The organism is Nitrosomonas communis, assembly GCF_001007935.1.
Classification (GTDB): domain Bacteria; phylum Pseudomonadota; class Gammaproteobacteria; order Burkholderiales; family Nitrosomonadaceae; genus Nitrosomonas; species Nitrosomonas communis.
Genome location: NZ_CP011451.1, coordinates 3,082,517 through 3,107,462, shown reverse-complemented (window position 1 = coordinate 3,107,462; position 24,946 = coordinate 3,082,517). Strand labels below are relative to the sequence as shown.

The window sequence follows — 24,946 nt, the reverse complement described above, 5'->3', positions numbered from 1 at the left end:
GCAATGCCCGATGGTTATTGCGCCTTACGCGGACTAAGGCAACGTGTTTTGCATCACTATTTCTGCCGACCATACAATTCTATGCGTATTCCGCTGATATCTGGGATAATTGCGGATGAATAATACTATCCAGACAACCTCTTCGTCCGCAGTGAACTCTGTCGGGCGCCTTTTTAACGAATTGCCGCTATCGCCCGGCTTACTGGCAACATTACAGCAGCTTGAATACCTGACGATGACGCCGATTCAAGCGGCCAGTTTACCAATTACGCTCGCGGGACACGACCTGATCGCGCAGGCAAAGACGGGGAGTGGTAAGACGGCAGCGTATGCGTTGTCGCTGCTTACCAGGCTAAATTCACGCTGCTTTGCAGTACAAGCCATGGTGCTGTGTCCAACGCGCGAGCTGGCAGATCAGGTCACGCAGGAGCTTCGCCGGCTGGCACGATCAGTAGACAATATCAAAATTATTACCTTGTGCGGCGGCAGTACCATGCGTCCACAGATGGCCAGCCTGGAGCATGGTGCCCACATTGTCGTCGGTACTCCCGGCCGCATCATGGATCATCTGGCGCGTGGCAGTCTGGATCTGACACAACTCAATACCCTGGTGCTTGACGAAGCTGATCGCATGCTGGATATGGGCTTTTACGATGACATGGCTTTCGTCGTAAAACGCTGCCCGCCCAAGCGCCAAACCCTCCTGTTCTCGGCCACCTATCCCGCAGGTATCGCGGGATTAGCGCGACAATTCTTACGTAATCCACAGGAAGTAAAACTGCTGGAGCAGCATGAGGAAAACAAGATACGCCAGCGTTTTTACGAGGTAAGCCATGAGACGCGTTTGCAGGCTGTGGGTCAGTTGCTCAGGCATTATCGGCCAGCCAGTACGCTGGCGTTTTGCAATACCAGGCAGCAATGCCGTGATCTGTTGGAAGTGTTGCAGGCGCAGAGCATTCATGCGCTGACCTTGAATGGCGATCTGGAACAACGTGAGCGTGATCAGGTGCTGATCCAGTTTGCCAATCGCAGTTGCTCAGTATTGGTTGCAACTGATGTGGCCGCACGTGGCCTGGATATCTCACGACTCGAAGCAGTCATTAATGTCGAGGTTACGCCCGAACCGGAAATCCATATCCATCGCATTGGCCGCACGGGCCGTGCCGATGAAAACGGCTGGGCATTAAGCTTGTGCAGCCCGTCCGAAATGCCCCGGGTAGAGGTGATAGCAAGAATGATGGGCTTCGAACCAGAATGGCACGACCTGGCTACGCTGCCAAGTGATAGCACTACCCCACTGGCATCACCCATGGTGACATTGCAAATACTCGGCGGCCGTAAGGAAAAGATCCGCCCCGGCGATGTTCTGGGTGCGCTCACTGGTGAAGCAGGTTTTACGTGTGAGCAAGTCGGCAAAATCACTGTGACTGATCAATCAACCTACGTCGCTGTCGCACGCAATATCGCCCGTGAAGCTGTGCGCAGATTGTCCGCGGGCAAGGTCAAAGGCAAGACGGTAAAAGTACGCGCCCTGTAGGGGAGTAAATCCAGGCTTTCATTAGCTTCTTACTCCATGCGCTAAGAATTTTCTCGCAATGCATGCCTGGTCGCCTGGTCAACCAGAGCAAACAGTTGGTTGATCTCATCTTTCTGGCTGGATGCCTAGTGGCCTGCTACCTTAACAAAGCGACAATTGAGCATAGTATTCCAGCGGTAAAATTCCTGGTAAAGTTCGTAATGATTCAGCCGTTTGTTTTTGCTTGAGAAATAATGATTTTATTCAAGACGGGTGCGCCTCCTGAGTAGACCAATAATATTCTGGGAATTAGCACGCTTCGAAAAAAGCTTGTAGGGTGCAATAAGTGTAACGCATTGCACCAGATGGTGAGATAGCACATACAGCGCAATGTACGGTAGCTGTGATGCCTTACAGTGTAAGGTTATTAGTTGGAGCCGATTTTGAGTTACTGCATATTATAGATTATGGACTTACAAACCATTTCAGTTTATGACAGATCTGCTGAGCAAATTGCTGCGCAACACAAAATGCTAGTACCGGCTCGTATTTATCAACTTGTTAATAAATTTTTTATTAAAGGAGGGGTTTGCGCTGATGTTGGTTGCGGTATAGGGCGTGATAGTGCATGGTTGTCCAAACAAGGGTATCCGGTTATAAGTATTGATGCTTCCGAGGGTATGTTGCAACAAGCAAGGCAGCTTAACCCAAATGCTTATTTTATCCAAGATAGCCTGCCATTATTGAAGAAACAGGCTGATTTCTCCTTCACCAACGTGTTATGCTCCGCGGTTATCATGCACTTGACAGATAATCAGATAGCTTATGCAGTAACAAATCTAGTACGTATTGCTGCTGAGGACGGTGTGTTAATTATTTCTTTTCGTGGGACAAAAAGTAAAGATCACCGCGAAAACGGTAAGCTCTACAGTGTTATCGAGGTGGATAAGTTGGTTGCTTTGTTTACTCAAGCTGGGACTACATTATTGCACAGCGAAATTGATTACCAAGAAGATAGGGACGTGGAATGGACTAATATTGTTCTTAAAAAGTTGCCACTCCTTGCTGTTTAGGTTGCCATTTACGCCCGCCTGCTCCAACATGGAGAGTTGAACAGTTGTACGCTTTTTGCAAGTAGGTTTGGCGTTTCTCAATGGTACTTCCGGTTTGAGAAATAAGGGTCTCTCTAAGCGGATGATGTGAAGTGATCAAATATTCATTTCGATTAAAAAGGCGCTCCAGCAATTCAATCGATGGAAGTCTATCAAACTTGCCATTTACTCCGCGATTGCATTCTCGGCAAGCTAAAACCAAATTTGCTATACTATCAATTGGTTTACGGCTATCGCACTGCTTGAGTATATGGGGGAAAAAATGATCAACTTCGGCTATTTCTTCGCTTCCTAACATTATAGATATTTCACGAAAACAATAAAAGCAGCGACCTTTCTGATAACCATTCAATGCTGGTCGTGCCGATGTGACTGTGCTGCATTGTATGGTATTGATACCTATCAGCAAATTATCTTTTTCTTCATATTCGACAAGCATGAGATTGCGGGATAAACTGTTTTCCCATGCAGACTCAACCAAGCGCCAGCGTGACTCGGTTTCTTCTGCAAGGTTCGCAAATTGTTGCCGTTCTCCGAGAAGCATAAAATCATCAGTTAATTGAATTGCATTTTTCTTGTTACGTTCTTTGATAAAAAAACGAACACCAATTTCTTTACCATGTACGTTATGGAAAGCATCCAGCACATCTACGAAACCATAGCGTAAAGTGTGAGAGATCATCTCATTTTTTTCTATTTCACCGCTATTAAACGCACGTAGCTTATCCAGAAATGTACTCTGCTCACTCGTACCTTGTTTTGGATGTATTTTTAGGTGTTCGCAGAGATGGGAAGCGTAGGGCACTGCGAGTTCTTCAAGGGTAATTAATGTTTTTCCCAGTGAATGAAAATCAAAAAGGGTTTTTGCAAGAGCAAATTTGTATGAAGCCGAGTTGCGTCCAAAAAGAATAATGGCACGCCAATAATTTTCAGCAATAGGTTCTATTTCATAAAAACGTGACATTATTCGATTTAGTTTGCAAAATTTCTTAGTATCAGGAGAGTTCTATTTCGGTAAAAAATACGGTGTAATTGCTTGAATAAACATGCATTATTTATTATCTGCGAAATACTTTTCAGCAAGCATACCAAGACGCAGCAATTGCTCATCGTGCTGGCTCAATACTGAAAAATTTGATATGACCATTTATTTTTATTCTTTTTTGAACTTCATTTTTCTTCCAGTCTTATATTCTAATGGCATTAACACAAAAACCATAAATATTCTGATGGGTACGGATACTATTCGGTTACCTTACATCGCTTGTTATCTTTGAAGTGGCTGAAAAATAACCATAAAATTCGAATTAAATTTGGTTTGGTTGTTGCTGTTGTTTAAAGGCATACATGAGTTTGCGAGATAGCCGTCAAGTGTCTCATGGCAGTAAAACATCACAATATAAAGTAATGTAATTTGTATAAGTTAATTTCAAGCTACTGGAGAAAATGATGGGAAGAAGAAAAACCAGCCTTGCAGAAGATTTGATGGATATAACAGCCGCACTGCCGTGGTGGATGGGAGTTATTCTTGCTGTTCTAGCCTACAGTGTTTTGCAGCATTATGCTGTACTTGAACTGCCAACTAATCTTATTCCGGGGAAGATGAGTCATGTGATTATTGAGCAAATGGGGCGAACTTTCGCTTACTATGGGCAATATATTCTGCCACTGCTATTTTTATTCGGTGCATTGGGAGCTTTTATCAAACGGCGCAAGCGTAAGCATCTTATCCAAACTGTTGGCAAGGGAAAACCCAGTAATAGTCTGCGCGATATTAGCTGGAGAGATTTTGAATTGCTGGTAGGAGAAGCTTTCCGCATGCATGGATTTTCAGTTGTTGAGACAGGCAGGGGAGGAGCTGATGGTGGCATTGATCTGGTCCTTAAAAAAGAAGGAGAAGTTTTTCTCGTTCAATGCAAGCAGTGGCGAGCTTATAAAGTTTCAGTCAATGTGGTACGCGAGCTGCTTGGCGTGATGGTAGCAAAAGGAGCAGCGGGTGGATTCGTGGTAACCTCTGGAGTTTTTACAACGGAAGCAACGTCATTTGCTAAGGGTCGAAATATTGAATTGATTGACGGCTCTGCGCTTTCGATCATGATCGAGAAAGCGCGTGCGAATGTGTCAATTTGTTCTGCTACTGGAAGGAAGGTTTCTCAGGTACCTTCACCAACGTCTAGCATACCAATCGATGCGCCCAACTGCCCCAAATGTGGCGGCTCAATGGTAAAACGGATAGCCAAGCAAGGGGAGAAGGCAGGCATCCCATTTTGGGGGTGTGCTGAATTTCCCAAATGCCGAGGAATCCGAGTTATTAACTGAAGTAGTAAAGTAAGATCCTCTTTCTTGTGAGCATCAGTTGTTTTTCTTCATTTTCTGCATACTAAAAATCCTTCTTATCCTGTGTTACGCGTTAGCGTTACTATCAGATTTAGGCCTGTTCATCAGCGCAATAATCGTTGCAGTGGGAATAAACCCATCAATCTGTTCAGTCACATCGAGCGCTTCTAGCCCATAGAGCAATCCGCTTGGACCAAACATGGCTGCGCAAAGGGCACAGCCGATCAGTTCTCCTCCAAAGGGAATGATGAAAAGCGTGCGCCCCAGTGTGAAATCAATTAAGTCAAAGAGTATGCATACGGCGAGTTTGAGCCCCCACATAGTACATTCCTATTAATTATCTTTAAAAATGATATTTTGAAAATATGAATTAAATTTTCGTGAAAGAAGCATATCATTTTCTGGTGAGAATACTGGATAACCACCTCCGCTTTTACGGAATGGCACGGTGACAATTCGCTGGTATCAAAAGTTTTAAGTTGAGGGTGATCATTTAGTCTTATAATCAAGTTGCTTATTTGGGTTCCAGGCGAAATAGAGCGGGCTAGTGAAATTGCAGTTTCAGGTAGGCGTCCACACGCTGGTTTTTAACCTCAAGCGCTTATGACATTGAATTTGATCTAATAACGTTATGTCATACATAGGGCAAATTCGCTCTCAATATGCCAGCTTATTCCATTTCTAAATCAAAACAGACTTTGTCGGCTCCACCTTGCCATATTATTTATACTGTCTGCGGGTCGCCTTCGTGTCATTTTTGATTTGGAAATGAAATTAGGCAAATTGAGAGGGAAAAGATTCCCAGGCCAAAGTTTCCGTTAATTTTGCGATTTTCTTGGCCTGACATTGCTGGATTTTTGTTTCTATTCGTTTTGGTCGAATTTTCCGACAAGCCCATGTTGCTTATCTTGTTTATGGCGGCCAGGTTTGTCCGTGCTAATATACCCTTTTGGTAACAAATATGTTAGAGCGCATCAAAATCAGGATAGGAGCGAGTCAAGACAGAACCTGATGTAATTTAATACTTGCAAACACAATACCTGGAAAAAGGCCGCATATGCGGCCTTTTTCTATATCTATCTCGAAGACTGTAAATTATTCAAGCTACGTTCTAATACCTTCTTACTAAGGAAAAATGGTGAAGTTCACTAGTAGTTTACGGTGCTCAGCTCTATCATCTTACTAAGTGGTAGTATTAGAAGGTGAGACTAGATAATTTACAGTTCCTGTGTGGTCCCGTTGTGCACTATTTTTTCGGATTTTGCTTCTGAATCTGATCTATAACATTGTGACGTTACTCTTCTTTGTAGAATCAGTAGGTTGAGATTGAATTGCTCATCCGAAAAATATTACTCTGGTAACGAGTAAGTAGTTAATAATCGAGCTGATTATTAATAACGCGAGGCATCAGGTGTAGTAGGACTACCAGGAGCACTAGGAATAGAAGGATTAATAGGAGTACCAGGACTACGCGGAGTGTCAGTAGGGCGAGGACTAGAAGAGGCGCCTGGAATAACAGAGCTACCAGGGGTACCAGGACTAGAAGGGGTATCTGGACTAACAGAGCGATCAGGCGTACTTGGCGTACCAGGAGTACCCGGACTAACAGGTGTACCAGAACTATAAGGGGTTCCAGGCGTGCTAGTACTTCCAGCAGGGCTCTGATCATTTGTAATATTCTGAGCAGATACGATGCTGGTAAACATGAATGTACTAGCCAGTATGATTGTCCCTGTCAATGTTAAAGTTAATTTATACATAACTTGTCTCCTTAATTTATAGCTCATTCATAGAAATAAGCTTAATGCATGAAAACTGCATTAGTTAATTCTTTTTGAGCTGACTAATAAGCAAGAAATTAATACAAAGAAAGAAATGATTTAAAAACCAGAAATATGACAAAGCATATAAATCCTTGAAGCAATGAATAGACACAATCAAGGTAAACACACTTTGTTATTTGACAATATAAAGCAGTAATAAATAACAAAGCAATAATGCAGGTGCTTACACTTTCTATCTTATGTGGAAAACTTCGGTTTACTTACCCACAGTATTTCACATAGAACCTTTATTTTTATCAAGCTCTGCAAAAACTTCTTTTGCTACCAGTAGCGCATTCACCGCGGCCGGAAAGCCGGCATATACGGCCATTTGAATGATCACCTCCACAATTTCCTGTCGGGTGCAGCCAACGTTTAAGCTCCCTTGGATATGGGCCTTCAATTCGGTAGGCGCATTGCCGAGGGTGGTGAGGGAGGCAATGGTGGCGATTTGCCGTTCTTTCGGGGACAAAACGCCACGCGAATAAATATCACCGTATGGAAATTCGATAATGAAGCGGGCAAAGTCAGGTGCGATATCCTTGAGGGTATCCATGACACCCTCACCGATATGTCCATGAATTCTGGCAAGGGCTTCCTGACCGCGTGTGTAGCGATTTGATTCCATCAGATTTACCTATGAAAGTTATTAGACCGCATCAATTTTATGCTTTTTTCGGGATGAATTCTCTCCGGCTACCTGCTTCTTTAAGGTTTAGATCAGAGGGATGCTAAGCTCGAGCCTTTGTACCGATAGCTAAAAGTTATTATCCACAATTTTCGTGGATAAGGCTGTGGGTAACTGGATTATGCCGAGGGAGAATAAGGGTTATTTCGACTGCTTTAAAAAGAAGCTAGCATTTGCACATGGTCTGCCTTTATTTTCATTATGCCATTCTTGATCAAAACTGATTTGTCAGCTTTCCTTTGAAGCGTGGCACAGACTATTTGCCAGTTTATCGATCGGTAGGTAAGGTTGTCAGATTCAGATTGATCTGTCCAGGTTGATTTTATGCAGATAGGTTCATGCCTAACCTTTATCATCATTGTTATTATTCAGATGCCTGCGGAGCGTTTCTTTCAGAGGGATCTCTTCTAAAAGCACGTATCAGTTTGTGCGGATCGATTGCGCGCCTTTGGTTTTGGGTAGCTGATGCCCACCATTTGAGCTGAGTAAAGGTACGAGCGAAATAGTCGTTCCATTCCTCAGCATCTATTTTTCTGACAAAATCTCCGCTTTCAGCAAGTACTTCATGAGCTTTTGGTATATGAATCATGGCGGAAACTGGCAAGCAACCCAGCTCCGACAAAAAAGTGCGCATTCCCACTGCAGCTCGTGCACCACCCCATTGGCCCTTTGAATAGGTGACAATCGCGCTGGGTTTATACGAAAAAAGCGAGCTGCCAAAGTGATTGAGCAGGTGAGCCAAAGCGGGACTCATTGAATGATTATATTCGGGACTCACCATGACATAACCATCCGCATTTTCAATCTTTTCCGCCAAGGATTGGAGCTGAGAGGGTGCCTTGCCTCGCGCGTAAGTGAAGTGGGGTTTGAAGATGGGCTCCAGATTAAAAGCAAGCGGATCAATCAATTCCGCAAAGTGATCTCCCTGTTGGATATGTACTACACAAGCTTGCGCTACCCTCAAACCAAGCCGGGGAGGGCTGGGTGGTGTACTGTCACGCACTGAACCAAGAAAAATCAGAAATTTCAAAGACATTTTTATACCTCTATGTATAGCGTGCAATTGTAATTCTATTTCTAAATCAAACCTGACTTTGTTGGTTTTGCCCTGCCGTATTATTCATACTATCTGCGGCTCCCTTTAGCGTCATTCTTGATTTAAAAAGGGAATAAAGGTTTTATTTACCTTCTTATACACATAAACAAGGAAACGCAATATCTTGATATTAATCCGTTTGGCTAACTATCTACCGAAAATAAAGTACGTTTGCGTTTTGAAATTATGAGCAGGTTAATTTGAATATTATCAATTGAAATCCTTTATTCACAATTTTCGTGGATAAGGCTGTGAGTAACTGCTTTATGTTGAGGTAGGATAATGATTATTTCAAGTGCCTCAAAATGAGGCTGGCAGTTTGTACCATATATTTACTGCTATTTCTGTCAGCGTTTTTTTGTCTCTAATTCCATTTCTAAATCAAACCTGACTTTGTCGGCTTCACCTTGCCGTATTATTTATACTGTCTGCGGCTCGCCTTCGCGTCATGTTTGATTTAGAAATGGAATAACCTGAAAATCTAGTGAAGCTGATCTAGAGACGGATGAATTTGAGATGAATTGGAGGATTCGGTGAAGTCTATAAAAATTTTTTCAGCAAAGATGGATAGACCAAATATCTCATCTGTTGTTAAATTACCTTCATAGAAATGTGAGGGATATTCGTTTGATTATGCACACTCAAATTATTAGGGTATTAGTTTTCAGCCTGGCTTGTATTGTTTCGTCTGCTGGATCTGCAGAGGAGCAGAAGACGTTTGCCTGGTTGCATGAGGTCAAGTTCGGCATACTGCACCATGATACCGGCGGTTTGTGGAGTGGTTTCAATCGCGAGAGCGGGGTTGATTTCAATCTGGAAGCCATCTTTTCTCCTCATATCAAATTTCTCGGGGGCAGCATTCGTCCCGCCTTTGGCGGGTCGGCAAATACAGCGGGGGATACCTCCAAGTTGTATACGGATATTCGTTGGCAATACGAGCACACCAGTGGGGTTTTTTTCGGTATTGGTATAGGCGGGGCCGTGCACAACGGTAAACTTCATTTTGAGCAGCATGATCGTAAGGCGCTCGGGTCACGTGTGCTGTTTCACATTCCGATTGAGATAGGCTATCGCCTCAGTGCCAGAACCTCGTTGTCGGTTTATTTTGATCACGTGTCCAATGCCTTTCTCGCAGATGAGAATGAAGGTATGGATACCTTGGGAGGACGCTTCGGTTTACGGTTCTAGCTTTCCCATTCCATAGCAGTACGTTCAATTCTTTTTGATCAAAAGGAGTAGCTGAAGTTAGGCTCTCTAACGCTGTTCAAGCTCATTACTCTTTTTAACGGGAGGTTGTAAATGAACGATCTCAAGTCGATTCTGGGACGCACTTTAAATGCACTGCCCATTTCTCCGTTGCTGGGAATGTTGGGTATTATGCTGCTGGTCGTGGCGTTGACTTCTGCGTTTTATACCATTCCGGCCGAATCGGAAGGGATTGTACTTCGCTTTGGCAAATATATCGAAAAAGTTCCGTCGGGCTTACACGTCAAGTTGCCGTTAGAAATTGATACTGTTATCTCAGTACCGACGCAGCGGCAGCAGAAACTGGAATTCGGTTTTGCCACACCTGGGTATACTAACCCCGATCAGGCTGGTGATGAGCCAGAGCTGGAGAAATCGATGGTGACCGGCGATCTGAATTCAGCCCTGGTGGAATGGATCGTACAGTATCGCATTACTGATCCCGAAAAATACCTGTTCGATGTGCGCGATCCTGGCTTGACTTTACGTGATATTTCCGAGGCAGTGATGCGCGAAGTTGTAGGCGATCGGACGGTCGATGAGATCATTACTATCGGTCGGCAAGAGATTGAGGAAACTGCGTTAGCGCGTATTCGCCTGCTGGCAGAGCACTATCAGTTGGGGATGACCATTAACCAGGTGCAGTCGAAAAATGTCAATCCACCGGAGCCGGTGCAGCCTTCTTTTAATGAAGTCAACCGTGCGCAGCAGGATCGGGAAAATGTCATTAACCTGGCCAATGGCGAGTACAACAAAGCTGTGCCGCGCGCACGCGGTGAAGCCGATCAAAAAATACGTGCAGCCGATGGCTATCGCTTTAAGCGCATTAATGAGGCCGAGGGGGATGTGGCTGCCTTCAATCAGTTGCTGGAACAATATCTCAAGGCGCCGGAGGTGACGCGCACTCGTATTTATCTGGAGACCTTGGGTGAAGTCTTGCCGCAAGCCAGGCAGCAAATTATCGTGGATGATACGGTGCAGCAGATCTTGCCGATGCTGCCTTTTCCAACCAACCCAGTGGAGATGCCGCAATGAAACAGTCGATAAAAAGCATCGTATTTATCCTGGCGGTCGTGATTCTGGTAGCGATGTCTACTTATACGGTCAATCAGACCGAGCAGGTCATTATTACCCAGTTTGGCAAGCCGGTAGGGGATCCGATTACGACGCCGGGATTGCATTTCAAAGTGCCTTTTATCCAGCGCGTGAACAGTTTTGATAAACGCTATCTGGCCTGGGATGGACCGATGGTGGAAATGTCAACGAAGGATAAAACTTATGTGCAGGTCGATACGTTTGCCCGCTGGCGGATTCAAGAGCCGATGCGCTACTACCTGCGACTGCGGGACGAACGCAGCGCTCAGTCACGCCTGGAAGATATCCTGGGTAGCGAAACGCGCACAGCTATTGCGCGGCACGAACTTATCGAAGCAGTGTGCTCCGATAAAGAGCGGCAACCACTGCAGGATGAGAGCCTGGGTTCTCTCACAGGCACAGGCACACTGGGTCAATTACGGCCGATCAAAGTGGGCCGTGCTGCGATCGAGCAAGAAGTGTTCGACGCAGCCGCGCCTAAATTGGCAGAGTTTGGCATTGAATTGCTCGATGTTCGCTTCAAGCGCATTCATTACAATCAGCAAGTACTGGAGCGTATCTATCAACGGATGATCAGTGAGCGGTTGCAGATTGCGCAGCGTTTCCGTTCGGAAGGTGAGGGGGAGGCAGCACGTATCAATGGTAACAAGGAGCGCGATATTAACGAAATCGCATCGACCGCTTACAAGCGTGTCCAGGAAATTCGCGGTGAAGCCGATGCCAAAGCGTCGGAAATCTACGCCAAGGCTTATGCGCAGAAACCTGAAGCTGCCGAATTTTATAAATTCATCAAGAGCATGGAAACCTACCGCAAGATTGTAAATGGCAATGCTACCCTGGTGCTTTCAACCGATAGTGAGCTGTTTGCATTGCTTAAACGAATCGAACAGAAAGAGCAGAAAGAGCATTAAATCAATGAATGAATCTGACTGCTAACGGCAGGTTTTGGCTAATGAGTTCAAGGCAGCTTGTTCTTGTTGAGTAAAGATCAATTGGTATTTATGCTTAATGTGCTTCCATCGCTTGCCATACTCGCACCAATAGGCTTTGCAAAGAGGCAACCATTCATGGGGCGCTTTATCTGATTTGGCATGATTCGCTTTGTCGCTTATCACAACAAGATTGTCGAAGTCATTCGCAAATGCTCTACGCTGCTTTTTTGTCCAGCTATCGACACCATGCCGGTGGGCATGCGCGAGGGGCACAATATGGTCGATATCGACCTCTGAAGCTTTGGTAAATATTTTTTCGGGTATAGACGCCAAATCACTTCAGAAACAGATTTCAAATACTAATTATCGCCTTGAGACTTATTTATCCGGTTCTTATCAATAATCGCCACTAGGATCAGAACGAAGGAAAGAAGTCTGACCAAATAGTAAACCGGTTCATTCTCGTCGGCGTTGTAGCTCAGCCCGAGCAAAGCTCTGTTTATTCCTTCCAGAGTAAAAGACACCGCGAAAAAAAGAAAGAAGCGGTCGTACGTTCTTTTCCAGAAACGCAGGAAAAACAATCCGATCGTCAAATTCGTCATGGCTATCGCACCCAGCAACAATTGACTCATAATTTTATCCTTATTCCGAATCCCAGATCAGCCCATACAAAAGCACCAGAACTGCCGCAAATGCCACCAATAAACGAATCATTGAAAAGTCAAAATACGGTACTAGCAATTTGTCAACAATCAAAAGCGCGTTGTTCAACGTCAAGCCGATAAAACATAAACCACCCCAGAGCAGCAGTTTATATCCGCTCCGACGATAGGCTTTCAGCAGAAGCCAGGCACATAACAAGGCGGTTAAAGCGCATAATAGATAAACCGCTCCGATCATTCTTATTTATCCTCTCTCCTTATGAATTTGAAGGCATCGGCAAACTTCTGAACCTTGATTTGCGGCTTATTGTGAATCAAATTCGTGACTGGGATTAAATATTTCGCATAAATTTCAGCAACACGATTTACCATTTCTGCCAGTTCAGGCGAGTTTGGTTGATAAATGTAACTGATTAAATTGTTTTCCTTGACTGCCAGAAATCCCTGTGCATGAAGGTGCGCTAAAATTTCTTGGGTTTGCTGTGGATTTATATAGAGCCTTTGGGCTAATGTCGCGCTGTCCCATTCAATTTCCGCTTGATTGCGAAGGAGCAGAAGTCCTTCCAATTCAGCGACGGAATCAATCTTATCAATAATAAACTGCCGCACCTCTTCAGGAATCAAGTCATCTGCCATAATTAAATCAGTGTAAGATATTTTTCCCGACAAGGGCAGTCGTTCAGAAATTTTTAATTACTGAAACGAAAGAAGTTAAGTATTTTTCAGACAATTATAAACAATTAAGACTCTGCAGTTCTGTCCTCAAAAAGAAGGAGCGATTTTCAGGTAAAGTTATTTCCTGGTAATTGCAGATCTATAAATAATAAAACTTAAACAATAATTCTTTTTTTGCAAAAATACGAATTTTAACAAATTACCGAAGAAAAATTCGGCTTTGTCCTTTCGAGTGTATAGGAAAAATAAACATTCTTTTTAATAACAGCCGAATATGTGGGAAACGGTTTGATCGTCAACCGAACGGAAAGTCTTCTGAAATTGGCAAAATTTGTGTTCGATCAGCCACAAAAAGTGTTGGGTTGGGGCTCTTTTTTTGCTATTTGCATGAAAGACGCCAGGGGGAAGGTCAGCTCAATCATGAAGAGAGCTGTAAAAGCTGGGCTGCGATTTAGCTAGTCTCGAATGGATCAAAGACCTGCACAGATGCTCTGGGTGGTGCCCGAGAGGACAAGCCGAGATGATCAAGAATTTTGGTGATGCAGCTTTCTCCAGGATGGCGGCGATGATTTTGTTTTAACGTCACACTTTTTGAATCCGACCTGTTTGATCAAAAAAGTAGAAATGACGCGCGAAATGACCTGCAATACTGGCGCAAGCCGAGCCCGGAATTCATCAATGAAGATGAGTTGATCGCATCGACCGCTTACAAGCGTGTTCAGGAAATTCGTGGTGAAGCGGATGCCAAAGCGTCGGAAATCTACGCCCAGGCTTATGCGCAGAAACCTGAAGCAGCCGAATTTTGTAAATTCATCAAGAGCATGGAAACCTACCGCAAGATTGTAAATGGCGATGCTAGCCTGGTGCTTTCAACCGATAGTGAGCTGTTTTTGATTGCTTAAACGAATCGAACAGAAAGAGCATTAAATCAATGAATGAATCTGACTGCTAACGGCAGGTTTTGGCTAATGAGTTCAAGGCAGCTTGTTCTTGTTGAGTAGAGATCAATTGGTATTTATGCTTAATGTGCTTCCATCGCTTGCCATATTCACACCAATAGGCTTTGCGAGGGGGCAACCATTCATGGGGCGCTTTATCTGATTTGGCATGATTAGCTTTGTCGCTTACCACAATAAGATTGTCGAAGTCATTCGCAAATGCTCTACGCCGCTTTTTTGTCCAGCTATCGGCGCCATGCCGGTGGGCATGCGCGAGGGGCACAATATGATCGATATCGACATCTGAAGCCTGGGTAAATATTTTGCCGGTATAGACACCAAACCACTTCCCGGCTATAACCGTGCAGCGACGGGAATCTTTGAATTTAACAGGGGCTGTACTCGTCGCAATCAGTAATTCTTGTCGTGTATTCTGGCAATCTCCATCTGCGTCGATCCAGTGCGGCCAGTCTTTGCGGTTATAGGGTTTGCTAGTGAGCGGAGTATCTACTTGTGGAGGGTGACGCCCGATCTGTTTATCTGTGGCGCAACCATGAAGCATGACCAAAGTAGCGATAAGCAGGAGGAATAGAAAAACATTTCTCATGGATCAAATTGACTTAATTTCAGGGGGAGCTATTTTGAGGGATTGGATGAGATTTGACTAGAATTTAACTGCTAATTACCTTTCACAATCAAACCTGACTTTGCCGGTTTCACCTTGCCGATTATTGAGTTTGTCTGTGGCTCGCCTTCGCGTCAAGTTTGATTGGGAAATGGAGTAAAGGGGAAGTAAAGGGGAAGAGGCGGCGGTTGGATAGGCTATCAGCTCGTGTTACACTGAAAAAAAACCTCATTGAGCTATTTATGGTCTACCGCTTCAGCATAGGCGCATTTCGCTATCAATTTAATGGTTTGAAAGAGCTGCTCGCCAAGGCATCTCCCGCTCGTTCGGGTGATTGCCTGGCAGGGGTTGCTGCTGAGACTTATGCCGAGCGAGTGGCGGCACGAATGTGTTTAGCGGAAGTACCCTTAACACGCTTTCTGGAGGAATTGCTGATTCCTTATGAAGAGGATGAAGTGACGCGCTTAATCATTGATACGCATGATAAGCAGGCGTTTAGCGAGATCAGCCATCTGACAGTGGGTGATTTTCGCGACTGGCTGCTTATAGACAGTACTGATTCCGTCATTTTAAAGCATGTGGCAGCAGGCATTACCCCGGAAATGGCCGCTGCTGTGTGTAAGCTGATGCGCAATCAGGATTTGATTTTAGTGGCGAAGAAATGCCGGGTGATTACCGCCTTCCGCGATACGATTGGCTTGCCTGGTCGCCTTTCTGTGCGCTTGCAGCCTAACCATCCCACTGATGATGCGCGTGGCATTGCTGCTTCCATTCTCGATGGCTTGTTATACGGTTCAGGTGATGCCGTCATTGGCATTAATCCGGCATCAGACAGTTTGTCTGCTATGAGTGATCTGTACTATTTGGTAGATGAGATCATTCAACGCTACGATATTCCCACCCAATCCTGCATTCTTACTCATGTCACCAATCAGATTCAGTTAATTGAAAAAAATATACCGGTCGATCTGGTCTTTCAGTCGATTGCAGGGACTGAAAAGGCGAATAAGCATTTTGGCATTGATCTCTCGTTGCTGCATGAAGCCAGATCGGCCGCACTCTCTCTTAATCGCGGTACTGTCGGCAATAATGTCATGTATTTTGAGACAGGGCAGGGATCAGCATTGTCGGCCGATGCCAATTTCGGAATAGATCAGCAGACGTGTGAGGCACGAGCTTATGCGGTTGCACGTCATTTCTCTCCCTTGCTGACCAATACGGTCGTTGGCTTTATCGGACCGGAGTATTTATACGATGGAAAGCAACTCATTCGTGCGGGGCTGGAGGACCATTTTTGTGGCAAATTGTTGGGGGTACCGCTGGGCTGCGATGTTTGCTACACGAATCATGCCGAAATTGATCAGGATGATGTGGATACCTTAATGACTTTACTTGCTGCTGCGGGTGTCACTTTCATCATGGGCGTTCCCGGTGCGGATGACATCATGCTTAATTATCAGTCTACTTCTTTCCATGATGCGCTTTATTTACGTAAGGTTATGGGGCTGGGTGTGGCTCCAGAGTTCGAACAGTGGCTGAAGCGTGTGAATATTATGAATGATCAAGGTAAGATCCAGCCGGTGGAACCGGCGCATCCTTTATTACAAGGGATACCTGAGCATTTGTTGACTTTTAAAACGCCCAATGAGAAAGCCTGATAAACCCATCCTGAGCAGAGATCCCTGGCAACAGTTAAAGAGGTTCACTCGCGCACGGATTGCCTTGGGAAGGGCTGGCAGCAGTCTGCCAACCAAAGAGTTACTGGATTTTACTTTGTCGCATGCCATGGCGAGAGATGCGGTCCATCTGGCTTTGAATGTGACAGCCCTTGCGCGGGAGCTAGAAGAGCAGAGGTTCTCTATTCAGCTGGTACATAGCAAAGCACCTGATCGCATGAGTTATTTATTACGACCAGATTATGGACGGCAGCTAAATGAGCAAAGTAGACGGCAGTTACAGGCCATCAAACCTGTCATTCCATCTGGTGCAGTTAATTTGGTTATTGTCGTTGGCGATGGATTATCTTCATTGGCTATTGAGCGCCATGCCAAGCCATTGCTTATCGAAATAAAAAAGAATATTCCTGAGCAATGGAAACTGGGTCCTGTTGTGATTGCCTCACAGGCACGTGTCGCATTGGCTGATGAAATTGGGGAGTTGCTGGCAGCTGATATCGTTGCCATACTTATTGGGGAACGCCCAGGATTGAGATCACCTGACAGCTTGAGCATTTATATGACTTATGCGCCCAAGGTTGGTTGTAGTGATGCAGACCGGAACTGTATTTCTAATATTTGTTCCGAGGGGTTATCTTATGACACTGCCGCAAAGAAATTACTCTGGTTGGCAAAAGAAGCGATACGGCGAAAGCTGTCCGGCGTAGCGCTAAAAGATGAAGGTAGTTTACAAGAAATCGCAGTTATTGACCAGCATAGAAAACTGCTTTAACTGTCCCTATCTAAGAATATTTATTATTTAAGGAAAACTTAACAAAAGCTTATTTCGAAAACAGTTACTCATTATTTTTTACCGTCACGATCCTTGATGGTAGGCTCTTCAGGAATATTCTTGCGAGGCGGTGGATTTTCTGGAATGGCTTGTTCAAAAGGAATATCTTTATCAGGTTCCCGCTCAGGAGGATTTTCAACAGGATCTCTTCTCGGGAGATCCTGTTGAGGAGGTTCCTTTCGAGGCGGTTCCTTTTGAGGCGGGTTGTCTTTAGGAATAGGGGGAACAGTTGGTTCTACACAAGGTGCATTATCACCTGGTCCGATGTCGATATTTCTTTTAGGCATGTTTGCTCCTTCAATGGGTTACTTGTATCTGTAGTACAGCTACTATCATGAGAACAGGGTTTTTATGTAAATCATGATAGTGAATATCTATTACTTAGTCGGTTCGTTATCACACATTAAATATTGATAGTTATTTCTATCATTACTCATCTGTGTTAAGTTCAGATGGAAGCATGAAGTAATTCTGCCATTGATACCGTGCGCCATGCTTTTAAACTATTTGGCATCAGCCAAAGGGATAACATAGAATATGTTATGAAAAAATAGAAAACGCTTAATATGAATTCACCTATCGGACATAAAATCTGGGCTATCCCGGAAGGATATATACCTTCACAAAGTACCGGACCCGACCCGGAATTTACCAGTCATGAGACTGCTTGTATTTTGAATGCCGGGGATAATGAAGCCAATATCGAAATAACCATATACTTTACTGATAAAGATCCGGTTGGTCCTTACAAGTTGAAAGTGCCGGCAAGGCGCACCCTGCATTTAAGGTTCAATAATTTGAAAGATCCTCAAGAGATTCCCCGAGATACTGATTATGCAAGTGTTATCAGATCGGATGTTCCTATTGTGGTTCAACATACACGTTTGGATTCTCGACAAGCAGAAAATGCATTATTAACGACTATTGCTTATTCAGTGAATGAATGAATCACTAAGATGATTTTTATGGATTGTCCTATCTAATCTCATTTCCAAATCAAAACTGACTTTGTTGGCTTTACCTTGCTGTATTATTTATACTGCCTACGGCTCGTCTTCGTGTCATTTTTGATTGGGAATAGAATAACCATGAATAACAGGCGACTGTAGAAATCGTCATATCCTGTATATTACTGATAATTTAGCGATCAGATGCTTAATCTATCGTTAATCTGAATTTCATTTCATCATGGACAGCGCTAAGAGCCAGCCTTGTTTCCATAACCAGAAAGAAACTTGCACAAAGCAACATCATAATACCTATTATAAAGAATGAAATTAAAATCCAAGATCTGATCCAGTTCAAAATTTCAAATATACCGATAAGCAAACTGGTGGCAATAAAAAAAAATAATGAGATATAGAGAAGTGTCATTGCACGCTGCAATAAAATAGATCTCTTTGCTGCTTTCTCCAATTGCCGGAACAGCATTCGTTGTTCCGGCTCCGGCGCTGATTTATTTCCTTGTTTTATCTCTTTGAATTCAAAAGATATTTTTCTTGTTCTGTCAATGCTTCTATTGAGCCTTTGAGAAGTAGTCAATAAAAGTGACCCGCAAGCAAGAATTAATACTGCGGGAGTGATCATGGCGGTAAGGACAGTTACGCTAACTGAAACCTCTTCCATATTTATCAGCCATCTGTTCCATAAGCCATTGTTCCCATAATTGCTACATTTTTATGTCCTGTATTCATTCGCAGAAATTGAATAATAACCTCATGCTCTGCTTCAATTACCAATGCATAGTCTGTTGCAAGGAAAACAGGAAAAGGATCGATCAGATCATTGATGCGAATTTTCCTTAAGCGCTGACCTTTGATTTCAAAAAAATAATTTTCTATAGGCTCCTGATCAGGATGATATACAGTTAACTTTAATTTCACTGTACTCATGCCTGTATTCAATATGGCTATTCTATCTTGGCTTAAAAAGTCAGGTTCTTTCCCTGTAGTTTGTAATGGAATATGTCCTGCCGGGATTACCCATTTCTTTTTACCTATCGCTTGCATCACAGATCAAAAATTTGCTTTTGTAAGTATCTGTTTATAAATATCCCTCTCGGATCCATTTTTTTTCTTATCTCCAAAAAGTCATTCCATCTCGGATAACACTGGCTGATTTCTTCGCTTTCTAAATTATGCTTTTTACCCCAGTGGGGTCGTCCATCAAAGCTTCTAAAAACGGCTTCAATCGTTCTGAAATATTCTTCAAAAGGAGCGCCGGCATTTTGATGTAAAGAAATAGTAGCTGTATCTCGTCCGAAGCAGGGACTAAGATAAAAATCATCTGCTTTTATCGTTCTGTAAAGAACTCGCCAGGCAACGATTTTTCTGAACTTGGCCTTGATTATTTTTCGTATTTCTTTGAAGCATTCCGGACCAGCCTCGAGGGGGAGCGCGTATTCTATTTCATCAAATCTTAAATCTCGTTGCTTAGGAAGAACATCAATAGCCCAACCTGATTTCTCTTCTACACATTTTGCATAGGCCAGCTTTTGTAATCCCTTGCCCGGCTCATTAAGAATACGTAATTTCGCCAGATCATTACGTGGATACCAGTAAAAATCAAAATTACGATTTTCATTGATGAGCTCTACAAGATGTTCAAGACAATCCTCAATATGCGTACACCATTCTTTTCTTATGAGTTGGAAAGCAGGTAAAAGCTTGAGTTTCATTTGGGTCATGATCCCAAATGTGCCCAGAGATACGCGTAATGCATCAAAGAACTCTTTCCCGTGCTGATCTTCAGTAAATTCTTTTATATGCCCATCAGAACAAATCATCCTACAACCAACCAACATTGAAGAAAGGTTCTTCAATTTTATCCCTGAGCCATGAGTTCCGGTACTGATTGCGCCAGCAATATATTGAATGTCTACATCACCGGTATTATGGAATGATAAGCCATGGTCAAGTAATCTGCTTCCCCCCTCTTTTACAGTCAGCCCGGCTCCTATCCATGCCGTTGAATTTTCCTTATCTATATTATCAACTGATCTAAAATGTTTAAGAGAAAGAAGATTTTCATCTGTAACCACCAGGGGAGAGGAGGAATGTCCTGCTCCCAGCATCCTGATTTTTTGGTTATTTTTTAAAATAGTCTCAACAATCTCCAATAACTCCTGTTCACTGGCAGGTTCAATAATTTTGCCTGGAGTAAATTTTAGACTTCCCGACCAGTTTGACCATGTATTCATGTAACTTTAAATATCAGCCCGAATTTTTTATAAGATTGGGTTAAAAGTTAATAATAATGGAAATCATAAGCTTTTGAGTTCAGGGATAACTTTTTCAGCAAACACTTCTAAGAACTGCTCCTGTTTTTTATTCACGTTATGGAGAATCAGATCAGAAAATCCCATATTTCTATATCTTATGAGCCATTCAATATGTTGATCTGGCTCATCTGAGACATTTACCATCTTTTTTAATTCTTCAGGCTTAACATGCTGGGCAGCTTGTTCGAATTGTTGAGGATTTCGGAGCTGAGACTGCAAATCACTAGCAAAAATGTTTGTTCTCCATTGTTGGTGCGCCCCATGCAAAGCATCATCAAATTTTTTGTCATACGACAACTGTACTTTTAGCTTGATGGGTTTATTTTCTCCTCCATTTTCTTTCCATGCATCTACTATTTCTTTCAGTCTTTCCTCTGGTTGAGAAATAGTAATTAAGCTGTCAGCCCATGAAGCCATCCATTTTGCGGTCTCGGGTGTTAAAGCAGCACCTGTTACCGACATTTTTGATTTTGGAGTGGTATATAAGGTAGCTTCCACTACCTTTATTGGTTCTTTAGTGGTAACTGTTTCACTCCTCCATAATGCTCTCATAATATCCACAGAAGCTTTTAATCGCTCATTTCTTTCAGGTTTGGTTGGCCAGTATTCACCTAAAATAGATTCGTTAAGTGCCTGACCACTGCCCACTGCAATCCAGAATCGTTGTGGAAACATTTCATCCAAGGTGGCTGCGGCCTGAGCAATTATTGCCGGATGGTAGCGGAAGAATGGACAAGTAACTATTCCAAAATTAAGATCTGTCTGGCTTAAAGCCGCTCCCAGCCATGACCAGGCATAACCACTGTGGCCTTGATCAAAATTCCATGGAGAAAAATGATCTGAAGACAACCCAAATGAAAAACCTGCCTCAGCGGCTTTTTTGGCTAATTTAAGTAATTCTCCAGGTGAAAACTGTTCATGGGATATGTGATAGCCAAGGTTTAGCATATTATTTGCATTAAACGAGTATTAGTTTTTTTCTTGGAATTATCTATATCCATCTAAAACTATATGAGTTTAGATTGAATTCACTCAAGCTTATTTCATCCCCATACTGCTCATCCTCAAATATTGGAATCATCCTAAAGGGGATAATATCTGTTGTAAAGCTGGTTTTTACCTTATTTGAGGATGAATTATAGGCTACCATAAGTCATTTCATTTCTAAATCGAAACTGACTTCGGCGGCCTGACTTTGTCTTCTTTGCCTTGCCGTATTATTTATACTGTCTACGGCTCGCCTTCGCGTCATTTTTGATTTGGAAATGGAATAAGGTTTCTTTATATTTGAAAAACCATGCTATAACCTTTTGCTATCAGATTGCATCACATCTGAATTTCCCTCGCTGGTAATAGAATTTTGCTTTCTGATCCTTATTAGCGTAGTAATCCGCTAGAGGCGGCAAGGCGCGCAGAAGAAACAAGCGGCGTCAGAGCTTGAGGAGTAAAGTTGGAATGTCGCGCTGGAGAAGACCGACCCATCACTGGTGCTAATCCGCCCGTTTTTTAGCGTGGTCATGGGTCACGTCGGCGACATTGGTGAGTCCGTGGCAACGGACATCCCGTTTGAAAGAGTGAGTACAACGATGTACCTGAACCAGCGCGACATTCCAATAGAGATAATGGAGGATGTCATGGCAAAGTTCAAGCGAAGTAAATTGGAGTTAATCCATCCGAATGCAGCGGGGATTGATATTGGCTCTGCGAGCCATTTTGTGGCGGTACCGCCGGATCGAGATAACAAGCCGGTAAGGGAATTCAAGAGTTTCACCGCAGACCTGAATGGTTTAGCGGACTGGTTAGAGGCCTGTGAAATTGACACTGTGGCAATGGAATCGACGGGGGTATACTGGATTCCACTGTATGAACTTTTGGAGTCGCGCGGGCTGACTGTGTATCTAGTAAATGCGCGGCACGTTAGAAATGTTTCTGGCTGGAAGTCGGATGTACTGGACTGCCAATGGTTACAGCAACTGATGAGCTTTGGGTTGTTGTCTGGCGCATTCCGTCCGAAAGATGAGATATGTGCACTACGAGCCATATCTCGTCAACGCGATATGCTGATCCGTTATCAGGCGCGACATGTGCAACATATGCAAAAGGCTCTGGCGCAAATGAACATACAATTGGCGAACGTGATTTCGGATATTGTGGGCGAAACCGGTCAAAAGATCGTTCGTGCCATCATTACTGGTGAGAGAGATGGGCACATCCTGGCGAATCTCAAGAGCAATCGCATCCGGGCTGGCAAAGACGAGATTGAGAAATCGTTAATCGGGAATTGGCGGGAAGAACACCTGTTTGCACTCAAGCAAGCGATGTCACTCTATGACGCCTACAGCGAACGACTCACCGAATGTGACCGGCAGCTTGAAACCATGCTGGCGGCACTTCAGGTGCACAAGGTAGAGATCTGCCAGAAGAAGCGCCGCTCCAATGTCAAGAACGCTCCCAAATTTGATTTGCGTGCCCATCTGATTGGCATGTGTGGGGTTGATTTGACGCGAATTGACGGCATCGAAGTGACGATTGCGATGAAAGTCCTGAGTGAAGTGGGCGCTGACATGAGCAGGTTCAAGAGTGCGAAGCAGTTTGCCTCGTGGCTTGGGTTGTGTCCTGGAACAAAGATATCGGGCGGAAAAGTGCTATCGGGGGCAAGCAAGCGCACAGCGAACCGTGCGGCTCAGGCACTGCGCATGGCGGCAGTTTCATTGAAATCCAGCCAGTCTGCACTGGGTGCCTATTACAGAAGATTATGTGGCAGACTCGACAAGGCAAAGGCAATCACAGCGACAGCACACAAACTGGCGCGCTTGATCTACACGATGCTAACGAAAGGAACCGAGTACGTCGATAAAGGGCAGGAGTACTATGAGGAGCGATATCGTCAACGCGTGTTGCATCATCTGACTGTTCGCGCTCGGAAGCTGGGGTTTAATCTTACCCCTGTTCCTGAGGCTACTTAATATTTGCTGTAAAACCATTGTGTTACATTTGTTTCTTGAAAGATGCCAAAAAAATTTAGAAAAGAATCAGGATGATTTTGCTGATCAAAAACATTTACTTTTATATAAAAATGCCTATATTTAGTATCTCTGCTGTTTTGCGTATCCAAAAACCATGGATGTTCTACAGAAGTGTGATTTACAACCAGATCAATGATGATCCGGATGCCTCTCTTGCTGGCTTCATTGACTAGTTGAGAAAAATCATTCCAAGCCTGCTGTGAACAGATTATAAATTAAGCAAGCTGGTGAATCGCAAGTGAAAACATGACCAGGATCTAATTATATTGACAATTAATGTCTATTGGTCGACACTTTAAAGCACCGATGTACAAAATGTTGTAGTGCCAATTGCTTTTTACATCGGTAAAGCAGCAAACACAGATAAGTATTACTTCCCCGATTCACAAATATCGAAAGGAAAAGGGAAATTATGGTCTGGCTTTTGCTATTACATATTGTTGCCGTGTTATGTTGGTGCGCGTCATTGCTGTATCTGCCCGCATTAATCGTTAGTTCGGCATCTCAACAATCTACCAGCGTTCAGCAGCGCCTTATGGACGTAGTGGTTATGATCTACAAGTTGTTCACGACACCCGCTGCGTTGATTGCGATTATCTCTGGCACAACCATCTTTTTGCTAGAGGAAATAGCAGATTCCTGGCTGATACTTAAGCTTACGCTGGTCTTTTTCTTAGTTTTGTGCCATGCCTTCAGCGGTTGGATTATTTTGCATAATCAGCAGGCATCCTACAAAAAAGTAATTCTATCTTGCCTATTTTTAGGCATAGGGATCGTGACACTGATATTAACTATTATCTGGGTTGTGCTGACTAAACCTTTTTAGGAGTTGATCATGCGATATCTGGAGCTATCTATATGGGATAACAAATCAGGATTTAATATTAACACCAACGGCGTGGTGGTAAACCATTTGTCCTCCCAGAAGGCTGGTGATGGTTATCAGCACAGCTGTCAGCAGCGAGATATGCAAACCCCAAGGGTCGAAGCTGCTTTCGCTGTTATAGCGCAGCAACCAGTTGAACGAAGCGAGCGCCAGCGTCATGATGGCCAGCAATGCATGAATCCAGGCAATAAGCAGGGAACGAATACGCGGTACAAATACCAGGTCAATCAAGCCGGCTATTCCTGCCAGCCAGCCACCCAAACTGCCCAAGCCAGCCAGCCACAGACCTACGCGTATCCAGAAAGGGTCATCTGTGTACAGATAAACCAAATCAGCACCTACCAATCCAAGCAAGAAGGCAACAGGAAAATGAATCAGCATGGGATGAATTGGGTGTCCACCAATAGACATACGACTGATAATCGGTTGTTGTGCCATGGCTATACTCCTCGGCAAAAGTTAAGAATAAAAACGTTAACGATTAGTCATAGTTTAGTGCTGT

General features: G+C 43.8%; 29 protein-coding genes. 12 read left to right on the top strand and 17 right to left on the bottom strand.

Features of this window, described 5'->3' with window-relative positions; genetic code table 11:
• Positions 1-115: 115 nt before the first annotated feature.
• Entirely contained in the window at positions 116-1,537 is a 1,422-nt protein-coding gene (gene dbpA, locus AAW31_RS14025; protein WP_046850708.1) for an ATP-dependent RNA helicase DbpA, read from the top strand.
• Positions 1,538-1,983: 446 nt separating this feature from the next.
• Entirely contained in the window at positions 1,984-2,589 is a 606-nt protein-coding gene (locus tag AAW31_RS14020) for a class I SAM-dependent methyltransferase (protein WP_052752270.1), read from the top strand.
• On the opposite strand, the gene AAW31_RS14015 is transcribed toward AAW31_RS14020, so the two are convergent.
• Positions 2,561-3,592 (bottom strand): HNH endonuclease family protein, encoded by a 1,032-nt coding sequence (locus AAW31_RS14015; protein WP_046850707.1) that lies wholly within the window; start codon positions 3,590-3,592, stop codon positions 2,561-2,563. The genes AAW31_RS14020 and AAW31_RS14015 overlap by 29 nt on opposite strands.
• 485 nt (positions 3,593-4,077) lie before the next feature.
• Here AAW31_RS14015 and AAW31_RS14010 point away from each other — a divergent pair, with 485 nt between their 5' ends.
• Positions 4,078-4,947 carry a restriction endonuclease gene (locus AAW31_RS14010; protein ID WP_200899641.1) on the top strand — a complete coding sequence of 290 codons (870 nt, stop codon included), beginning with the start codon at positions 4,078-4,080 and terminating at the stop codon, positions 4,945-4,947.
• An 84-nt stretch (positions 4,948-5,031) separates the two neighbouring features.
• On the opposite strand, the gene AAW31_RS14005 is transcribed toward AAW31_RS14010, so the two are convergent.
• The 4 genes from AAW31_RS14005 to AAW31_RS13985 all read right to left on the bottom strand — a co-directional run bounded on the left by AAW31_RS14005 (position 5,032) and on the right by AAW31_RS13985 (position 8,512).
• A complete protein-coding gene (locus AAW31_RS14005) occupies positions 5,032-5,286 on the bottom strand; it encodes a hypothetical protein (protein WP_046850705.1) in 255 nt (84 codons plus the stop codon).
• Positions 5,287-6,356: 1,070 nt separating this feature from the next.
• Entirely contained in the window at positions 6,357-6,725 is a 369-nt protein-coding gene (locus AAW31_RS20910; protein ID WP_144412977.1) for a hypothetical protein, read from the bottom strand.
• Between the two features lie 298 nt (positions 6,726-7,023).
• Complete coding sequence (locus AAW31_RS13995) at positions 7,024-7,416, bottom strand: carboxymuconolactone decarboxylase family protein (protein ID WP_046850703.1); 393 nt, start codon at positions 7,414-7,416, stop codon at positions 7,024-7,026.
• A gap of 424 nt (positions 7,417-7,840) precedes the next feature.
• A complete protein-coding gene (locus AAW31_RS13985) occupies positions 7,841-8,512 on the bottom strand; it encodes an NADPH-dependent FMN reductase (RefSeq protein ID WP_235264387.1) in 672 nt (223 codons plus the stop codon).
• Between the two features lie 693 nt (positions 8,513-9,205).
• On the opposite strand from AAW31_RS13985, the gene AAW31_RS13980 reads away from it, so the two are divergent.
• From AAW31_RS13980 to hflC, 3 genes are all read left to right on the top strand, one after another.
• Complete coding sequence (locus AAW31_RS13980) at positions 9,206-9,760, top strand: acyloxyacyl hydrolase (RefSeq protein WP_046850701.1); 555 nt, start codon at positions 9,206-9,208, stop codon at positions 9,758-9,760.
• A gap of 111 nt (positions 9,761-9,871) precedes the next feature.
• A complete protein-coding gene (gene hflK / locus AAW31_RS13975) occupies positions 9,872-10,852 on the top strand; it encodes an FtsH protease activity modulator HflK (RefSeq protein ID WP_046850700.1) in 981 nt (326 codons plus the stop codon).
• Positions 10,849-11,823 (top strand): protease modulator HflC, encoded by a 975-nt coding sequence (gene hflC, locus AAW31_RS13970; RefSeq protein WP_046850699.1) that lies wholly within the window; start codon positions 10,849-10,851, stop codon positions 11,821-11,823. The genes hflK and hflC overlap by 4 nt, the downstream gene beginning before the upstream one ends.
• A gap of 21 nt (positions 11,824-11,844) precedes the next feature.
• Here the strand turns inward: hflC and AAW31_RS13965 are convergent, their stop codons facing one another.
• Genes AAW31_RS13965 through AAW31_RS13950 form a run of 4 tightly spaced genes read right to left on the bottom strand, consistent with a single transcriptional unit; the run spans position 11,845 to position 13,142 of the window.
• A complete protein-coding gene (locus tag AAW31_RS13965) occupies positions 11,845-12,177 on the bottom strand; it encodes a GmrSD restriction endonuclease domain-containing protein (RefSeq protein WP_052752269.1) in 333 nt (110 codons plus the stop codon).
• Positions 12,178-12,203: 26 nt separating this feature from the next.
• Positions 12,204-12,476 (bottom strand): DUF5985 family protein, encoded by a 273-nt coding sequence (locus AAW31_RS13960; RefSeq protein WP_046850698.1) that lies wholly within the window; start codon positions 12,474-12,476, stop codon positions 12,204-12,206.
• Positions 12,477-12,486: 10 nt separating this feature from the next.
• Positions 12,487-12,744 carry a DUF5985 family protein gene (locus AAW31_RS13955; protein WP_046850697.1) on the bottom strand — a complete coding sequence of 86 codons (258 nt, stop codon included), beginning with the start codon at positions 12,742-12,744 and terminating at the stop codon, positions 12,487-12,489.
• Positions 12,745-12,746: 2 nt separating this feature from the next.
• Positions 12,747-13,142, bottom strand: coding sequence for a hypothetical protein (locus tag AAW31_RS13950; protein WP_046850696.1), 396 nt, complete (start codon positions 13,140-13,142; stop codon positions 12,747-12,749).
• 728 nt (positions 13,143-13,870) lie between these two features.
• Here AAW31_RS13950 and AAW31_RS13940 point away from each other — a divergent pair.
• The gene (locus AAW31_RS13940; RefSeq protein ID WP_046850694.1) at positions 13,871-14,083 is read left to right on the top strand and encodes an SPFH domain-containing protein; all 213 of its coding nucleotides are present in this window, start codon (positions 13,871-13,873) and stop codon (positions 14,081-14,083) included.
• A gap of 46 nt (positions 14,084-14,129) precedes the next feature.
• Here the strand turns inward: AAW31_RS13940 and AAW31_RS13935 are convergent, their stop codons facing one another.
• Positions 14,130-14,726 (bottom strand): HNH endonuclease family protein, encoded by a 597-nt coding sequence (locus AAW31_RS13935; RefSeq protein WP_046850693.1) that lies wholly within the window; start codon positions 14,724-14,726, stop codon positions 14,130-14,132.
• 206 nt (positions 14,727-14,932) lie between these two features.
• Here AAW31_RS13935 and AAW31_RS13930 point away from each other — a divergent pair, with 206 nt between their 5' ends.
• Both AAW31_RS13930 and eutC read left to right on the top strand, forming a co-directional pair.
• Positions 14,933-16,402, top strand: coding sequence for an ethanolamine ammonia-lyase subunit EutB (locus AAW31_RS13930; protein ID WP_327135680.1), 1,470 nt, complete (start codon positions 14,933-14,935; stop codon positions 16,400-16,402).
• Positions 16,389-17,192, top strand: coding sequence for an ethanolamine ammonia-lyase subunit EutC (eutC, locus tag AAW31_RS13925; RefSeq protein ID WP_046850691.1), 804 nt, complete (start codon positions 16,389-16,391; stop codon positions 17,190-17,192). The genes AAW31_RS13930 and eutC overlap by 14 nt, the downstream gene beginning before the upstream one ends.
• A 71-nt stretch (positions 17,193-17,263) precedes the next feature.
• Here the strand turns inward: eutC and AAW31_RS13920 are convergent, their stop codons facing one another.
• The gene (locus AAW31_RS13920) at positions 17,264-17,539 is read right to left on the bottom strand and encodes a hypothetical protein (protein WP_046850690.1); all 276 of its coding nucleotides are present in this window, start codon (positions 17,537-17,539) and stop codon (positions 17,264-17,266) included.
• Between the two features lie 279 nt (positions 17,540-17,818).
• Between AAW31_RS13920 and AAW31_RS13915 the strand changes: the two genes are divergently transcribed.
• Positions 17,819-18,199, top strand: a complete 381-nt coding sequence (locus tag AAW31_RS13915) for a sensory rhodopsin transducer (protein WP_046850689.1) — start codon at positions 17,819-17,821, stop codon at positions 18,197-18,199.
• A gap of 208 nt (positions 18,200-18,407) precedes the next feature.
• On the opposite strand, the gene AAW31_RS13910 is transcribed toward AAW31_RS13915, so the two are convergent.
• From AAW31_RS13910 to AAW31_RS13895, 4 genes are all read right to left on the bottom strand, one after another.
• The gene (locus AAW31_RS13910) at positions 18,408-18,878 is read right to left on the bottom strand and encodes a DUF2721 domain-containing protein (RefSeq protein WP_052752268.1); all 471 of its coding nucleotides are present in this window, start codon (positions 18,876-18,878) and stop codon (positions 18,408-18,410) included.
• Positions 18,879-18,883: 5 nt separating this feature from the next.
• Positions 18,884-19,261 (bottom strand): sensory rhodopsin transducer, encoded by a 378-nt coding sequence (locus AAW31_RS13905; protein WP_046850688.1) that lies wholly within the window; start codon positions 19,259-19,261, stop codon positions 18,884-18,886.
• Positions 19,261-20,451 carry a D-arabinono-1,4-lactone oxidase gene (locus tag AAW31_RS13900; protein WP_046850687.1) on the bottom strand — a complete coding sequence of 397 codons (1,191 nt, stop codon included), beginning with the start codon at positions 20,449-20,451 and terminating at the stop codon, positions 19,261-19,263. Before AAW31_RS13900 ends, AAW31_RS13905 begins: the two co-directional genes overlap by 1 nt.
• Positions 20,452-20,514: 63 nt before the next feature.
• Positions 20,515-21,480, bottom strand: coding sequence for a TIGR03885 family FMN-dependent LLM class oxidoreductase (locus AAW31_RS13895; protein ID WP_046850686.1), 966 nt, complete (start codon positions 21,478-21,480; stop codon positions 20,515-20,517).
• 686 nt (positions 21,481-22,166) lie between these two features.
• Between AAW31_RS13895 and AAW31_RS13890 the strand changes: the two genes are divergently transcribed.
• Entirely contained in the window at positions 22,167-23,498 is a 1,332-nt protein-coding gene (locus AAW31_RS13890; RefSeq protein WP_046850685.1) for an IS110 family RNA-guided transposase, read from the top strand.
• On the opposite strand, the gene AAW31_RS23765 is transcribed toward AAW31_RS13890, so the two are convergent.
• Positions 23,495-23,767 (bottom strand): alpha-amylase family glycosyl hydrolase, encoded by a 273-nt coding sequence (locus AAW31_RS23765; protein ID WP_407667753.1) that lies wholly within the window; start codon positions 23,765-23,767, stop codon positions 23,495-23,497. The genes AAW31_RS13890 and AAW31_RS23765 overlap by 4 nt on opposite strands.
• 203 nt (positions 23,768-23,970) lie before the next feature.
• Between AAW31_RS23765 and AAW31_RS13885 the strand changes: the two genes are divergently transcribed.
• Positions 23,971-24,384, top strand: a complete 414-nt coding sequence (locus AAW31_RS13885; RefSeq protein WP_046850684.1) for a CopD family protein — start codon at positions 23,971-23,973, stop codon at positions 24,382-24,384.
• 45 nt (positions 24,385-24,429) lie between these two features.
• On the opposite strand, the gene AAW31_RS13880 is transcribed toward AAW31_RS13885, so the two are convergent.
• Entirely contained in the window at positions 24,430-24,882 is a 453-nt protein-coding gene (locus tag AAW31_RS13880) for a DUF2231 domain-containing protein (protein ID WP_046850683.1), read from the bottom strand.
• Positions 24,883-24,946: the final 64 nt, after the last annotated feature.